General features: G+C 71.0%; 12 protein-coding genes. 9 read left to right on the plus strand and 3 right to left on the minus strand.

The window, feature by feature from the left end:
- Positions 1 to 85: 85 nt before the first annotated feature.
- Both ACVWWH_RS04835 and ACVWWH_RS04840 read right to left on the minus strand, forming a co-directional pair.
- On the minus strand, positions 86 to 619 hold the full coding sequence (locus tag ACVWWH_RS04835) for a gluconokinase (RefSeq protein WP_457315842.1): 534 nt from the start codon (positions 617 to 619) through the stop codon (positions 86 to 88).
- A 1-nt stretch (position 620) separates the two neighbouring features.
- On the minus strand, positions 621 to 2,015 hold the full coding sequence (locus ACVWWH_RS04840) for an MFS transporter (RefSeq protein ID WP_457315843.1): 1,395 nt from the start codon (positions 2,013 to 2,015) through the stop codon (positions 621 to 623).
- 226 nt (positions 2,016 to 2,241) lie between these two features.
- Between ACVWWH_RS04840 and ACVWWH_RS04845 the strand changes: the two genes are divergently transcribed.
- The 9 genes from ACVWWH_RS04845 to ACVWWH_RS04885 all read left to right on the plus strand — a co-directional run bounded on the left by ACVWWH_RS04845 (position 2,242) and on the right by ACVWWH_RS04885 (position 14,398).
- Entirely contained in the window at positions 2,242 to 3,009 is a 768-nt protein-coding gene (locus tag ACVWWH_RS04845) for a FadR/GntR family transcriptional regulator (RefSeq protein WP_457315844.1), read from the plus strand.
- Positions 3,006 to 4,022, plus strand: coding sequence for a homoserine dehydrogenase (locus ACVWWH_RS04850; RefSeq protein ID WP_457315845.1), 1,017 nt, complete (start codon positions 3,006 to 3,008; stop codon positions 4,020 to 4,022). Before ACVWWH_RS04845 ends, ACVWWH_RS04850 begins: the two co-directional genes overlap by 4 nt.
- A gap of 274 nt (positions 4,023 to 4,296) precedes the next feature.
- Positions 4,297 to 4,788: a hypothetical protein gene (locus ACVWWH_RS04855; protein ID WP_457315846.1), complete on the plus strand. Its 492-nt coding sequence runs from the start codon at positions 4,297 to 4,299 to the stop codon at positions 4,786 to 4,788.
- Positions 4,789 to 4,851: 63 nt separating this feature from the next.
- Positions 4,852 to 6,231, plus strand: a complete 1,380-nt coding sequence (locus tag ACVWWH_RS04860; protein WP_457315847.1) for an aspartate aminotransferase family protein — start codon at positions 4,852 to 4,854, stop codon at positions 6,229 to 6,231.
- A 9-nt stretch (positions 6,232 to 6,240) separates the two neighbouring features.
- A complete protein-coding gene (locus ACVWWH_RS04865) occupies positions 6,241 to 10,335 on the plus strand; it encodes a Pls/PosA family non-ribosomal peptide synthetase (protein WP_457315848.1) in 4,095 nt (1,364 codons plus the stop codon).
- A complete protein-coding gene (locus ACVWWH_RS04870; RefSeq protein ID WP_457315849.1) occupies positions 10,335 to 10,982 on the plus strand; it encodes a 4'-phosphopantetheinyl transferase family protein in 648 nt (215 codons plus the stop codon). Before ACVWWH_RS04865 ends, ACVWWH_RS04870 begins: the two co-directional genes overlap by 1 nt.
- A 240-nt stretch (positions 10,983 to 11,222) precedes the next feature.
- Positions 11,223 to 11,867, plus strand: coding sequence for a nucleoside/nucleotide kinase family protein (locus ACVWWH_RS04875; protein WP_457315850.1), 645 nt, complete (start codon positions 11,223 to 11,225; stop codon positions 11,865 to 11,867).
- A 218-nt stretch (positions 11,868 to 12,085) separates the two neighbouring features.
- The gene (locus ACVWWH_RS04880) at positions 12,086 to 13,558 is read left to right on the plus strand and encodes an NCS1 family nucleobase:cation symporter-1 (RefSeq protein ID WP_229710930.1); all 1,473 of its coding nucleotides are present in this window, start codon (positions 12,086 to 12,088) and stop codon (positions 13,556 to 13,558) included.
- Positions 13,559 to 13,672: 114 nt separating this feature from the next.
- Positions 13,673 to 14,398: an aspartate/glutamate racemase family protein gene (locus ACVWWH_RS04885; protein WP_457315851.1), complete on the plus strand. Its 726-nt coding sequence runs from the start codon at positions 13,673 to 13,675 to the stop codon at positions 14,396 to 14,398.
- A 5-nt stretch (positions 14,399 to 14,403) separates the two neighbouring features.
- Here the strand turns inward: ACVWWH_RS04885 and ACVWWH_RS04890 are convergent, their stop codons facing one another.
- Entirely contained in the window at positions 14,404 to 15,486 is a 1,083-nt protein-coding gene (locus tag ACVWWH_RS04890; protein ID WP_457315852.1) for a YeiH family protein, read from the minus strand.
- Positions 15,487 to 15,569: the final 83 nt, after the last annotated feature.

Here is a 15,569-nt window from a genome sequence, read left to right on the forward strand (position 1 = left end):
CGAGACCGAGGGCGGACCGCGCCGTGCGAAACCCAGCCAGAGCGATCCGATGACCTCTCCGGTTTACGCTCCCTCCCCGGGCAGGTCAAGAGGCCATGCGAGCGGGCCGCGCGACGCGCCGGGCCAAGGCCTCCGCGTGTCCGACGATTGCCTCAATCGGCTCGTCGAAGCCCACCGTGATCCCGTCCTCATCGTCCCCGAGGGGCTCGAGCGCGGCATACTGGCTCTCCACGAGCGAGGCCGGCATGTAGTGGCCCTCCCGGGCCTCGACTCGGGCGCGGACCACCTCGGCGGACCCGGCCAGGTGCAGGAACCTGACCGGCCACGCGTGCTCGCGCAGGGTGTTCCGGTAGGCCCGGCGCAGGGCGGAGCAGCTCATCACCGCTCCGTCCCTGCGCTCGGCCAGCCACGTCCCGACGGCCGCAAGCCATGGTGCGCGGTCGGCGTCGTCCAGCGCCACCCCGGACTGCATCTTCGCGACGTTCGCCGCGGGATGCAGATCGTCTGCGTCGCCGAACGGGACGCCGAGGTGGGCGGCCAGGGCTTGGCCCGCCGTGGTCTTGCCGGCGCCCGAGACGCCCATCACGACCCAGAGGCCGGGGCCGGGGAGGTGCTCCATGTCAGGCCTTGAGCTCGGAGGCCTCGAGCGCACCTTCGCGGTCCACGTAGCCGTAGAGCTCGGGAAGGATGAACTTCGCGGACAGGAGGCCGATGAGCGAGAGGACGGACACCGCGACCGTGGCACCGACCTTGCCCCAGGACGCCGTCATGAGCGGGAAGACGAACGCGCCGAAGAACGAGGCGGCCTTCACGAACACGTAGCCGAACCCCGAGGCGGTGGCACGGAAGCGGGCCGGCGCGACCATGGACACGACCGTCATGCCGTTCGACGCGGCCCAGTAGTGGCCCCACATGAGCACGCACGCGCCCAGGACGATCAGCCACTGGATGTTCGCCCCCAGTGCGGCGGCACCGATCAGGAGGCCGACGAAGGCGAGGCCGAAGCCCCACATGGACACGCCGCGGTGGCCGATCTTGGTGATCATGATCGGCGCCACGAGGCCCGAGATGGTAGCAAGCACGTAGATGCCGGCCGTGACGAAGTTGGTGCCCGTGATGTTCGCCGCGGCGCCGCCGCCCACCACGCCCACGCCGGCGCTGACGAGGATGACGGGGAGGTAGAAGCCGAAGGCCGTGAACTCGGCGCCCTGGCAGGCGTTCGAGATCCATCCGAAGATGGTCGCGCGGCGCCGGGTCCGGTCGGCCCAGGTGACCCGCAGGAAGTCGCCGACCTTGGGCCGCTCGATCACGACGTCCTCGTTCGGGAGCATGTCGAGCGGCTCGTCGAAGAGGCGCAGCGAGACGTCCTTGGCCTTGGTGAACTTGCCCCGCTGGATGAGCGAGAGCGGGGTCTCGGGCAGGTCGAGCCGGGCCAGCAGCAGGATGAAGGCGGGGATCGCACCGATCGCGAGGGCCACGCGCCAGAGCACCGCGTGGTCCATGCCGGTCATGTACATGACGGTGATGACCACGATCGAGAAGACCTCGCCGAGGCCGAACATGAACTGCCACCGGCTGCCCATGACCTCGCGGGACCCCTTCGACATCGACTCCATGATGTAGGCGTAGCCGTTGGAGATGTCGGACCCGAGCGGGATGCCGATGAGGATGCGCAGGATGATCAGGTCCCAGACGTTCTGGGAGAACCCCTGCGCGATCGCGAGCACGATGAACAGGACCATCGTGAGGACGAAGACCCGCTTGCGCCCCAGCCTGTCCGCGACGTAGCCGCCCAGCAGGGCGCCCACGAGCGCGCCGCCCTGCACGCCGGCGGTGACGAGGCCGAGCTGCGCGACGGTGGGGTGGTACTCGGCGCTGATGAAGACGAGGACGAAGGAGATCGCGTAGAGGTCCCACGCCTCGATGAGGATCGTGGCGATCATCATCCAGCCGCCGCGGCGACTGGATGCCGTGCCGTTCTTGTTGAGCAGGACGTCGGTTGCCTGGTCGGACAACCGCCTGATTGTCGTTTGGTCCATCATGGTCTCCCTCGCTGGGAGTCCCGGTGCGCGGCACTGGCCGGCGCGGCCGCATGAGCTGACGCCATAGTCACTCCCGATGGTGCTTACATCTGTTCTTTGCCGTTCCGGCAAGGTTTAGATCATATCTAAAGACGTGACTTGTGCAACAGCTATGATGTGGGAGTCCCCGATGACGGGATCGCGACCCGGAAGGAGGCCCATGGCAGGCACCGGTTCGCCGCGTCCGGCGGGGCGCTCTGCACCGGGTGGCCTCCATACGAAGCTCGTGGAGAGCCTCGGCTCGGCGGTCGCTGAGGGGACCCTCGCCGAGGGCAGCGTGATCCAGATCGAGGAGCTCGAGGAGCGCTACGCCGTCTCCCGCTCCGTGGTCCGCGAGGCGCTCAGGGTCCTGGCTGCCATGGGCCTCGTGGCCATGCGCCGCCGGCTGGGCATCCAGATCCTCCCCGCCAGCGAGTGGAACGTCTTCGCACCCCAGGTGATCCAGTGGCGGCTCGCCTCGGCGGGCCGCTTCGCTCAGCTGCTCTCGCTCACCGAGCTGCGCGGCGCCGTCGAGCCGGAGGCGGCCCGCCTGGCTGCGACCCGCGCCGGCGAGCACGAGACCGCGGAGCTCCTCGAACTCGCAGGCGAGCTCTGGGCCGCGGGCCAGAGCGCGGACGCGGAACGATTCCTGCGCGTGGACACCGAGTTCCACCGCTTCATCCTCGCGGCCTCGGGCAACGAGATGTTCGCCGCGCTGCACCCCAGCGTCGCCGAGGTCCTCGCCGGGCGCACCCACTTCGGCCTCATGCCCTCGCGCCCTCACCCGGATGCGCTCCAGCTCCACATGGACGTGGCCGCCGCGATCCAGCGCTCGGACCCCGACGCCGCCCACGCCGCCATGCGGGCCATCATGACGCGCACCATGGCGGAGCTCAGCGAGCTCCACGCCCCGGGCGGCACGCCGTCCCCCGGTGCCCTGCCGGCATGAGGACCGTCGACGTCGCGATCACGGGCTACGGCCGGATAGGCCGTGAGATCGCCGGAATGCTGCAGGCCCGCACCGCGGCCTACCGGGAGCGCCATGGCGTCCTCGTGCGGATCACCGGCGTCTGCGGCTCGGCTGCCGGGCTCGTCGATCCCGCGGGCCTCGCGCCCGAACGGCTCGCCGCCCGCGGCAGCTTCGTGCCGGGCCTCACCGGCGACGCCTTCCTCGAGGCCGTCCGCGCCGACGTGCTGATCGAGGCCGGCCCCAGCGACTACCGCACGGGTGGGCCGGCCCTGGACTACCTCCGCTGGGCCCTCGGCCGCGGCCTCGATGTCATCGCGGTGTCCAAGGGCGCCCTCGTCCTGGACCTGCGCGGGCTCCTCCGCCTCGCCGCCGGCCACGGAGGGAGCCTGCGCTTCAGCGGAGCCGCCGCCTCCGCGCTGCCCACGGTGGACCTCCTGGCGCACAGCCTCGCCGGCGCCCGGCTGGAGGGATTTGAAGCGGTGCTGACCGGCACCACGACCTTCGTCCTCGACCAGATGGCCACCGCCGGCCTCGGCCTCGCCGACGCCGTGGCGCTCGCCCAGGCGCGCGGCATCGCCGAGCCGGACCCGAGCTTCGACCTCGACGGCTGGGACACCGCCGCCAAGCTGGTCATCATCGCCAACGCCGTGCTCGATGCCGGCCTGGGACTCGACAGTCTGCCGCGGGAGGGGATCGGCGCGGTGACCCCCTGCGACATGGCGCGGTGGGCGGCGCAGGGCCTCACGCCGCGCCTCGTCGGCTTCGTCGAGCACGACGGCGGGGGGTTCCGGGCCGGCGTCGAGCTTCGCCTCTACGGGCAGGACCACCCGTTCGCCCAGCTCCGCGGGAGCATGAAGGGCCTTCGCGCGGTCACCGAGGAGATGGGCGCCCTGACGGTGACCGGGGGAGCGTCGGACCCGCGCGCCACCGCCGCCGCCGCGCTGAAGGACATCGAGCACGCGGTGGCCGCGCGCCACGTGCGCCAGCCGTAACATGCGGGCTGCTGGAAGGGGCAGGACCTTTTCCCCTCCAGCCGCCCGAGCAATGCTTCCACTCTTGTAGCAGAGCCGCAGCGACTGAGGCGAGGGACAACTCAGACCGGTAGGGCGCACTGTGAGGAGGCCCGGCATGGTCACGTTATCGTCGCTTTTCCGCGCCGCAAGACTGTTCCTGGTGCCACGCGGAGGCTACTCCGGGACCGGCAGGATTGCCGCTCCGGGACCGGAGGGCGGACTCCTGACGGAGCCGCCCCGGCACAGACCGTTCATGGAGGAGGCAGAGATCTCCGGCCTGAGCGTGGATGGCCCGCTCGCCGAGATCACCGTGGCGGGGAGCACGGGCGGCGCCGACCGCGTCGCGGCGGTGTTCCTGGCCCTCGCCGAGGCCGGCACAGGCGTGGACATGTTCTCGGAGAGCGGCCCGATGCCCGGGGACGGGATGCGGGACATCATGTTCACCTCGCCGGTGGGCGACCGGCCCCGCGCCATGGAAGCCCTGCGCCGCCAGCGCACGTCCATCGGGTTCAGCGGGCTGCGCTACCGGGACGACGCCGCCAAGCTCTCGCTGAAGGGGAACGGGCTGCGGTCCGCCGCAACCATCGTGCCTGACTTTGTCGCCATCCTCTCGACCGCAGGCATCCCGACCGGGCCGATCTCGGTCTCGGACTTCTGCCTTGCCGTGGTGATACCGGCCGCCAGGGTCACCGAGGCGATCGACGCACTCGACGCGGGGCTCCACCTCGGCCGCCGGACGGCCTGAACGCGCCGCGCCCGCACGATCACAGTCCGCCTTTCCGCCCGCAGAGAGAAACGAGGCGCCGTCATGACTGTCACCCCAGATTCGGACACCTTCCGCGGGCCTCGGGTCGCGGGGCCGCTGCCCGGGCCGGTCTCGGCCCGGATGCTCGCCCGCCAGGCCGACGTCGAGTCCGCCGCGCGCACCTACCCCCGCCACCTCCCGATCGCCATCGAGGAGGCGTCCGGATCCTTCGTCCGGGACGTCGACGGGAACGTCTTCATCGACTTCCTCGCGGGAGCGGGCGTGCTCTCCCTGGGCCACAACCATCCCGAACTCGCGGAGGCCGTGACGGACCAGCTGGCGCGGTTCACCCACGGGCTGGACTTCCCGACTCCGCTCAAGGAGCAGTTCACGGAGGCCGCCCTGTCCACACTGCCCGCGACGCTGCGCGACTCCATGAAGGTGCACTTCTGCGGGCCCACGGGGGCCAACGCCGTCGAGGCCGCCATCAAGCTGTGCAAGACGGCCACCGGGCGCGGAGACGTCGTCTCGTTCCAGGGGGGCTTCCACGGCAGCACGGCCGGCGCGATGGCGGTGACGGGCCTCCTCGAGCAGAAGGAGCCGATCAGCAACCAGATGCCCGGGGTCCACTTCTTCCCCTACAGCTACTGCAGCCGCTGCCCGCTCGGTCTGACGCCGCGGACCTGCGCCACCAACTGCGCCACCTACCTTGACCGGTCCCTCCATGACAGCAACGGGGGCGTTCCGCGGCCGGCCGCCGTGATCCTCGAGATGGTCCAGGGCGAGGGCGGCGTGATCCCCGCTACCCCCGAGTTCGCGCGCAGGGTGGGGCGCGTGGCCCACGAGCTCGGGATTCCCCTGATCGTCGACGAGGTGCAGGCCGGCTACGGCCGCACCGGCACCTGGTTCGCGTTCGAGCAGTACGACCTCGAGCCGGACGTCATCGTGGCCTCGAAGGCGCTGAGCGGCATCGGGCTCCCCGTAGCGGTCATCTTCTACAAGAAGTCCCTCGACGTCTGGGCGCCCGGGGCACACACGGGAACCTTCCGGGGGAACCAGCTGGCCTTCGCGGCCGGCACCGCCGCCGTGCGGATCATGCGGCGGGATGACATCCTCGGCAACGTCCGGGCCCGCGGAGAGCAGATCGCCTCGCAGCTGGAACCGCTCGCGCACAGTCCCTGGGTCCGGGAGGTACGCGGGCGCGGCCTCATGTGGGGCATCGAGATGGCGGACCCGGTCTCCGGCGAACCCGCCGGCGACCTCGCCCGCCGCATCCAGCACGCTGCCCTCCAGCGCGGGCTGATCCTCGAGTGCGGGGGGCGGCAGGACTGCGTGGTCAGGCTCCTGCCCCCGCTCAACGTCACGGAGCAGGTCGTCGCCACGGCCTGCGCGATCCTCCGCGAGGCGGTCGCCGAGGAAGCCGCGGCCCAGCCGGGCGCGTAGGAGGCCGCCATGCCCAAGCACCTCGTGACCCCTGAGGCTCGCGGCCTTCCGGGTCTGGACGACGGCATCCGGTGGCACCCGGGGGAGCGGCTCGAGACGCTCTTCGAAGAGGTCTGCGACAGCCTCCGCACTGCGGGGCACGGCGGTAGGCTGGCAGTCGACGCCGGAGCGCTCACCCTCACCTATGACCAGCTCGACGCATGGACCAACCGGCTCGCGCGCCGCCTCCGCGCCCGCGGCGTCAGCGCCGGCGACCGGCTGGCACTGCTGTTCGACCAGCCCGTGTTCGCGTACGCGGCCATGCTGGCCGTGCTCAAGGTGCACGCGGCCTACGTGCCGCTCGACGTCGCGTTTCCGCCGGAGCGGATCTCGTACATCGTGGACGACGCCGGCGTGACCACCCTGCTCTCGCAGTCCCACCTCCGCGACGTGGTGCCGGAAGGGACTGCCCGGGCCCTGTACCTCGACGACGAGGAGGCGACGATCGATTCCGAGTCGCCGCTGCGCCTCAGCGGCGCCGAGCGAGGTCCGGACCAGGACCAGCTGGCGTACATCATCTACACCTCAGGCTCGACGGGCAGGCCCAAGGGGGTCGCGGTCGAACACGCCAGCATCTGCAACTTCGTCCGCGTGGCGGCAGGCGTCTACGGGATCCGGGCGGACGACCGGGTCTACCAGGGCATGACCACCGCCTTCGATTTCTCGGTCGAGGAGATCTGGGTCCCGTGGATGAGCGGGGCCACGCTTGTGCCGAAGGACGGCAGCACGAGCCTTGTGGGACTCGAGCTGGCCGAGTTCCTGCAGCGGCGCGCCGTCACGGCCCTCTGCTGCGTGCCGACCCTCCTGTCCACGCTTGAGGACGACGTCCCGGGCCTGAGGTTCCTGCTCGTGTCAGGGGAGGCATGCCCTCCCGATCTCGTGGAGCGCTGGCACCGGCCGGGCCGCAGATTCCTCAACGTGTACGGGCCCACCGAGGCCACCGTCACCGCCACGTGGTCCGTGGTGGACCCGCACCGCGCACCGACTCTGGGGACGCCCCTGCCGACCTATGCGGCCGTGATCCTCGATGTCGAGGGCAACAGGGCGCTGGGCGCCGGCGAGCTCGGCGAGATCGGGCTGGCCGGGATCGGCCTCGCACGCGGCTACGTCAACCGCCCGGACCTGACCCGCAAGGCCTTCATCCCCGACTTCCTGGGCCTCCCCGGCAACCCGAGCCACCGGATCTACCGCACCGGCGACCTCGGCCGCCTCAACGCCGACGGGGAGATCGAGTACCACGGCCGGATCGACTCCCAGGTCAAGGTGCACGGCTACCGGATCGAGCTCTCCGAGATCGAGTCCGTCATCCTCCAGATTCCCGGGGTGGCCCAGGCCGTCGTCGTCACCCACGAGCCGAGCCCCGGCGCCGTCGAGCTGGCGGCCTACTACAGCAGGCGACACGACGGCGGCAGCCTCGACCGCGCCGTCATGCGTGAACACCTCAGGCGGACACTGCCCGCCTACATGCGGCCGGCGTTCCTGCAGGAGCTGGAGTCCTTCCCGCTCCTGCCCAGCGACAAGGTGGACCGACGCCGGCTGCCTCCGCCCGGCCGTCGGGGCGGCGACGACGCTGCGCAGGCGCCCACGCCCCCGGCGACGGAGCGGGAGGCGAAGCTGGCCCGCGCGCTCGCGGAGGCCCTGGGGGAGCCTGCGGTCTCAGTGGAGGCCGATTTCTTCGCAGATCTCGGCGCGAGCTCGATCACCATGGCGCACTTCTGCGCGATCGTGAGGAAGGACCCCGAGCTCGCGCCCGTCTCGATGAAGGACACCTATCTGCACCCGAGCATCCGCTCGCTTGCCGCCACTGGACCCGCAGCACCATCGGCGGCCGTGGCCGCTGCGGCCCCGACGACCGTCGCAGCAGCCTCTCCCGAGCCGCCGACGACGCCGGAACGCGCCACAACGTTCCAGTACGTGCTCTGTGGGTCCCTCCAGGCGCTCAGCTACGTCGCTGGGGCCCTCCTGCTCGGCTTCGCGATGGCCAGCGGCTTCCAGTACATCGGCGGCGCGGCCAACCCGCTGGATGACTGGCTGCGCGCAACGCTGTTCGGCGCGGCGGTGTACGCGGTCCTGTGCGTGCTGCCTGTGGCCGTCAAGTGGCTGGTGGTCGGCCGATGGCAGGCCATCGAGTTCCCCGTGTGGTCGATGCGGTACTTCCGATTCTGGCTGGTCCGCGCCGTCCTCCGGAGCAGCCCGATGCGGCTGCTCGCGGGCTCGCCCCTGTACGTGCTGTACCTGCGCGCACTCGGAGCGAAGATCGGCCGTGGCACCACGGTCTTCACCACCGACGTCCCCGTGTGCACCGACCTGCTGAGGATCGGGGCGGGGACGGTGGTCCGCAAGGATGCGAGCCTCAACTGCTATCGGGCGGTCGACGGCGTTATCCAGACGGGCACCGTCACGCTCGGTGTGGGGGCGGTCGTCGGCGAGGCCACGGTGCTGGACATCGGCGCGAGCGTGGGGGACCACGCCCAGCTGGGGCACGCGTCGGCGCTCTACGCAGGTCAGGCCATCCCCGACCACCAGTCGTGGCACGGGTCCCCGGCCCAGCCGTGCGCCGTCGACTACAGCGGCGCGCCGCCCATGCCCTGCGGCACGGGCCGGAGGCTCCTCTACGGCGTCTGGAACCTCCTCGTCACCGTACTGCTGGTGATCCCGCTCGGGACGAGCGTCTTTGCGGGGCTGGTTCCGCTGGTCGTGGCGGCCGCCGGAGTCGACACGGGCAATGCCGCCTACTACCTGCGCCTCGTGGCCATCGCTGCCACTGTCCTCGGGAGCCTCGTTGCGGCACTCCTCTTGGGTATCACCGTGATTCCGAGGGCTCTGAACCTGCTGCTCACGCCCGGCAGGGTCTACCCGCTGTACGGGCTGCACTATGGGCTCCATCGCACCATCGGCCGCCTCACCAACCTGAAATTCCTGATCCAGCTCAGTGGTGACAGCTCCCTCATCCCCCACTATCTCCGCCTCATCGGCTACAAGATGCCGAACATGGTGCAGACAGGCTCGAATTTCGGGATGGAGGTCAAGCACGAAAGCCCGTTCGCCTGCACCGTGGGAAGCGGCACCATGGTCGCGGACGGGCTGTCCGTCCTGAGCGCCCAGTTCTCCAGCAGCTCCTTCCGGATCACGCCGGTGTCGATCGGCCTGCGGAACTTCCTGGGGAACGGCGTCCTCTACCCGCCGGACGCCAAGGCGGGCGAGAACTGCCTCATCGCCACCAAGGCGATGGTCCCGCTCGACGGGCCGGTCCGAGACGACGTGGGCCTCCTCGGCTCGCCGAGCTTCGAGATCCCTCGGAGCGTCCAGTCCGACGCCGTATTCGACGAGTTCAAGAGCGGCCCGGCCTTCAAGGCCGCGCTGAGGGCGAAGAACCGGCACAACGCCGTGACCATCCTGCTCTTCCTGGTGGCCCGAGAGGGCTTCACCGTGGCAACCCTGCTGATCGGCACCGTCGCCCTGACCGTCGACCCGGGCCACGCAGTCGTCGCCGCGGCGGGGGCCGTGCTGGCACTGTTCCTCTTCACCACGTGCTACTACTCGGTCATCGAATGCGCCGCGCGCGGATTCCGCAGGCTCGTGCCGAAGTTCTGCTCGATCTACCAGCGCCCCTTCTGGCGGCACGAACGCTTCTGGAAACTCAGCAACGACCCCTACGCGGCGCTGCTGAACGGCACCCCGTTCAAGGGCTTCCTGTGGAGGATGCGCGGCCTGAACGTGGGCCGGCGGCTGTTCGACGACGGTGCCGGCATTCCCGAGAAGACGACTGTGACGATCGGCGACGACTGCACGCTCAACGCCCGCAGCGTCATCCAGTGCCATTCGATGGAAGACGGGGCCTTCAAACTGGCGGAGACCGTGATCGGGTCCCGCTGCACCCTCGGCGTCAAGGCGTTCGTGCACTACGGCGTCAACCTCGGCGACGGGACCGTGGTCGAGCCGGACTCCTTCGTCATGAAGGGCGAGGAGGTGGCTCCCGGCACGAGGTTCGGCGGGAACCCGGCCCAACAGCTCCCGGCGCCGCTGCCAGTCCGCTCAGGGGTGGACGGGGAAGGGCGGTCCTGATGCTCCGGGCCATCCTGCCGGCGGCGGTCCGGGCCGACGAGCGCTTCGGCGACGGTGCCGGCGTCCCGCTCTACCCCGAGGAGCTCGCGGCAGTGGCAGGCCGGACACCGGCGGGGAAGGCGGACTCTGCGGCCGTGCGCGCCTGCGCCCGCGCTGCCCTCGCGGAGCTGGGGACGGCGCCGGCGCCCCTCGTACCCGGGCCTGACGGCGCGCCGGTGTGGCCGGTCGGGGTGGTCGGGAGCATGACGCACTGCCCGCACTACCAGGGCGCGGCGGTGGCTTCCGCGGGGGCCGTCGCGAGCCTCGGCATCGACGCCGAGCCGAACGCGCCGCTGCCCGCAGGGGTCATGGACCTCGTGGCCTGCGCGGGGGAGCGGGCAAAACGGTGGCCGTGGCAGTGGAGGGGCGTCGCGGCAGACCGGCTCCTCTTCAGCGCGAAGGAGGCCGTGTACAAGGCCTGGTACCCGCTGACGGGGCGCTGGCTGGGGTTCGAGGATGTGCTCGTCGAGCTCCGGCCGGGTGGCCGGTTCCGGGCCCGGCTCCTCGTGGCGGGTCCCGTCGTCTCGGGTGTCGAGGTGACGAGGTTCGACGGACGGTGGACGTGCACGAGGGGACTGCTCGCGACCTCGGTGGTCGTCCCCGCCTAGCACTCAGAAGAGAGTGGGCGCGTCCTGCTCGTCGGTGTCCTCCTCGGCCGTCCAGGGCTCGCCGAGGTCCGCCAGCGCCTCCTCGATGGACGTCTGGCCCTCGAGTTCCTCATCCGTGGCCACTCCAAGACCGTAGAGGCCCGCGGGCCAGATTCGGCCGAGGCACGCGGTCGACGCGGCTAGGGTTGGCCCCATGGACCTGCTCGAGTCCGAATCTGCTGCCGCGGCGGGGGACCGGCCGTGACCCTCGACGCGCTCGCCCGCCGCGCCGCCTCCCTCGTCCCCGAGGAAGGCGGCCGGGCCATCCTGGGCATCTGCGGCGAGCCCGGGGCGGGCAAGACCACGCTCGCCGAGCAGATCCTCGAGCGCCTGCGCTCTGCACACGGCGCAGACTGGGCGGCGCACGTGCCCATGGACGGGTTCCACCTCGCCGACGTCCAGCTCGCGCGCCTCGGGCTCCTGGACCGCAAGGGCGCGCCCGAGACCTTCGACGCCGACGGGTATGCCGCCCTGCTCGGCAGGATCGCCTCGGGCGCCGGGTCCGTGGTCTACGCACCGGGGTTCGAGCGCCGGCTCGAGCAGCCCCTCGCCGCCGCCATCGCGGTCCCCCCGGAAGCACGCCTGATCATCACGGAGGGCAACTACCTCCTCCTGGGGGAGGCGCCGTGGGCGGCTGCCCGGGCGCGGCTGCGGGAGGTCTGGTACCTCGACGCCGAACCCGTCACCCGGGTGGACCGCCTCATCCGCCGGCACATCGAGTTCGGCAAGGACCCGGAACGGGCCCGCGAATGGGTGCTCCGTTCCGACGAGGCCAATGCGCGCCTGATCAGGGCGGGCCGGGACAGTGCGGACTACGTCATCGCCGCGCAGGACTGTACCGGCTGACGATTCCGCAGTGCGGAAATAAAAAACCCCCTTGTGGAATCTCGGGGAGATCTCTATCTTTGGTATACCAAAGAGATCGGGATCACATCCCGCCAAGGACAAGCGATCGCACCCTTCGAGCGCAGACCCCCATCCCAGACCAGAGAGTTCCCCACATGACCAGCACTTCGGACACCGCTGTCCAGCAGCTGAACATCGACGGCGAAGCGGAGGCGCCCATGGGCCACGGCACCGCCACCCTTCCGGCGGGCCTCAGCCCCCGGCTCTACAACACCGACCTCGCTCCGACCCAGCGCGCCGGGCGCAGCTGGACCGCCTACAGCATCTTCACCCTGTGGGCCAACGATGTGCACAGCCTCGGCAACTACGCCTTCGCGATCGGGCTCTTCGCCCTCGGCCTCGGCGGCTGGCAGGTCCTCGCGGCCCTCGGCGTCGGCGCAGTCCTCCTCTTCGCCCTTCTGAACCTCTCCGGCTTCATGGGCCAGAAGACCGGCGTCCCGTTCCCCGTGATGAGCCGCATCGCCTTCGGCATCCACGGCGCCCAGATCGCGGCCCTCACCCGCGGCGGGGTGGCCGTCGCCTGGTTCGGCATCCAGACGTACCTGGCCTCGGTGGTGCTGCGCGTCCTCGTGATCGCCATCTTCCCCGGCCTCAGGCCGCTCGACGACGGCTCGATCCTCGGCCTGTCCCCGCTCGGCTGGATGGCCTTCGTCTTCCTGTGGATCGTCCAGGTCGTGATCGTGTCCTACGGCATGGAGATGATCCGCAAGTACGAGGCCTTCGCCGGCCCCATCATCCTCGCCACCATGCTCGCCCTCGCCGTCTGGATGTTCGCCAAGGCCGGCTTCTCCATCGCGTGGAGCACCGGCAAGGACCTCTCCGGCGGCGACATGTGGCTGCACATCCTCGGCGGCGGCGCCCTGTGGGTCTCGATCTACGGCACGTTCGTGCTCAACTTCTGCGACTTCACGCGCTCGGCCCGGACCAAGAAGTCGATCGTCAAGGGCAACTTCTGGGGCATCCCGATCAACATGCTCCTCTTCGGCGCCATCAGCGTGGTCCTCGCCGGGGCCCAGTTCAAGATCGACGGGCACCTCATCGAGAGCCCCTCGGACGTGGTCGCCTCGATCCCCAATACCTTCCTCCTCGCCGCGGCGAGCACGGCCCTCCTCGTCCTGACCGTCGCGGTGAACCTCATGGCCAACTTCGTCGCCCCCACCTACGCGCTCACCAACCTCTTCCCCCGCAGGCTCAACTTCCGCAGGGCGGCCTTTGTCTCCGCCGTCATCGGCCTGCTCATCCTGCCGTGGAACCTCTACAACAACCCGGTGGTGATCGTGTACTTCCTCGGGGGCCTCGGCGCCCTGCTGGGCCCGCTGTTCGGCGTGATCATGGCCGACTACTGGCTGGTCCGCCGCGGCAAGGTCTCCGTCCCCGCCCTCTACTCCGAGGACGCCGACGGCACGTACCACTACCGCAAGGGCGTCAACCCCAAGGCCATCGCCGCCCTCGTGCCCGCCGCGGCAGTGGCCCTCGCGATCGCCTTCATCCCGGCCCTGGGCGCCCTGAGCTCGTTCTCGTGGTTCTTCGGCGCGGGGATCGCGGCCGTGAACTTCTACGCGCTGGCCGACCGGAAGCAGACCTTCGAGGACGTCGACGGCGAGGCGATCGCCGTCCCCAGCGTCCACTGACCCTTCCGGTCGTCCGCCTCCACGAGCACGACGGCGCCGGGCCGGCCCCCAGAGCCGGCCCGCCGCCGTCGTGCCTCGCCTTCCCCCCAGCCAGCACCACCCAAGGACCCCCAGATGCGCATCCTCGTCGCCAACGTCAACACGACCCGGACCATGACCGACTCCATCGCGGCGGCGGCCCGGGCCGCCGCCTCGCCGGGCACGGAGATCGTGGGCATCACCCCCCGCTTCGGCGCCGACTCCTGCGAGGGCAACTTCGAGTCCTACCTCGCCGCGGTCGCGGTGATGGACGCCGTGATGCGCTACGAGGGCGAGTTCGACGCGGTGGTCCAGGCGGGGTACGGCGAGCACGGCCGCGAGGGCCTGCAGGAACTCCTCGACGTGCCGGTCGTGGACATCACCGAGGCGGCCGCCGCGACCGCGATGTACCTGGGCCACAAGTATTCGGTTGTCACCACCCTCGACCGGGCCGTGCCGCTGATCGAGGACCGGCTCAAGCTGGCCGGCCTCGGTGCGCGCTGCGCCTCGGTACGGGCCTCCAGCCTCGGCGTCCTCGAGCTCGAGGAGGACCCGGAGCGTGCGGTCAAGGAGATCGTCGCCCAGGCCGAGAGCGCCGTCTATGACGACAAGGCCGAGGTGATCGTGCTCGGCTGCGGCGGCATGAGCGGACTCGACGCGCAGATCCGCGAACGCTGCGGGGTGCCGGTGGTCGACGGCGTCGCGGCGGCGGTGGCGGTCGCGGAGGGCCTTGTCCGGCTCGGGCTGACCACCTCCAAGGTGCGCACCTACGCGGCGCCCCGCCCCAAGGCCGTGACGGGCTGGCCGCTCCCGGTCCGCTGACCGGCTCAGATCGTCCCCGTCACCGCCTGCAGGCCGAGGCTCGTCAGGGCCACCGCGGCCCAGAGCATCCCCCCGAGCAGGAGCGGGCGCGGGCCGGCCCTGCGCATCTCGGCGAAGCGCAGGTTGAGGCCGATCCCGGCGAGGGCCACCGTGATGAGGAAGGCGGCCAGCGCGGAGAGGCCGGGATGCCACGCCGTGGGAATGGCGCCCACCGTCTCCAGCGCCGCGGCGAGGACGAAGCCCACGAGGAAGGCCGGGACCATGCGCCGCCAGGGCACGCCGGCCCGGCCGCCGGGGCCGTCCGTGCGCTCCCGCCGGGCCCGCAGGGCTGCGAGGGCCATGACGATGGGGATGATCATGAGCGAGCGGGTGAGCTTGACGACCACCGCGTAGGACTCGGCGCCGCCCCCGTAGCTCGCGGCCGCGGCCACGACCGAGGACGTGTCGTTCACCGCCGTGCCGCTCCACAGGCCGAAGGAGTGCGGGCTGAGGCCGAGGAGGTGGCCCACCGCGGGGAAGAGGAGGACGGCCGCGATGTTGAAGGTGAAGATCGTGCCGATCGCGTAGGCGACGTCCGCCTCCTTGGGCCTGATCACGGCGGTCGTCGCCGCGATCGCGGACGCGCCGCAGATCCCGGTCCCGACCCCGATGAGTGTCCGGGTGTCCGCGTCGAGGCGGAGCACGCGGCCGAGCAGTGCCGCGCCGCCGAGGGCGACGGCGAGCGTCCCCAGCATCACCGGCAGCGAGCCCACGCCCACCTGGGCCACCTGCTGGAGGGACAGCCCCGTGCCGAGGACCACGATCGAGCCCTGCAGGACGTGCGCGCCTGCCGCGCGGTACCCCGGCGTCCACAGGCCGCCCCGCAGGGGCCGGATGGCCGCCGCCGCGAGCAGCCCCAGGAGGATACCGAACACGGGGCCGCCGATGACAGGCACGAGCTGGCCGAGCACGCTCGCGACGACGGCGACCGCCGCCGCGACGCCGAGTCCCGGCAGCGTGCGCAGGAGTGTGACGCGCCGCGACGTGGCGCTGTTGCCCGGCGCCGCCGTGGCCGTACTGTCGTCAGGGAGTGCGCGCGCAGGCTTCATGCCATCGACTCTCCCGCGCGCGGCCGAGGACCGGTAGCCCGCTTTCGGATATGGGCCCCATGCGCTGGGGATATGGGTGTGGT

It is taken from the genome of Sinomonas sp. RB5, from assembly GCF_054063535.1.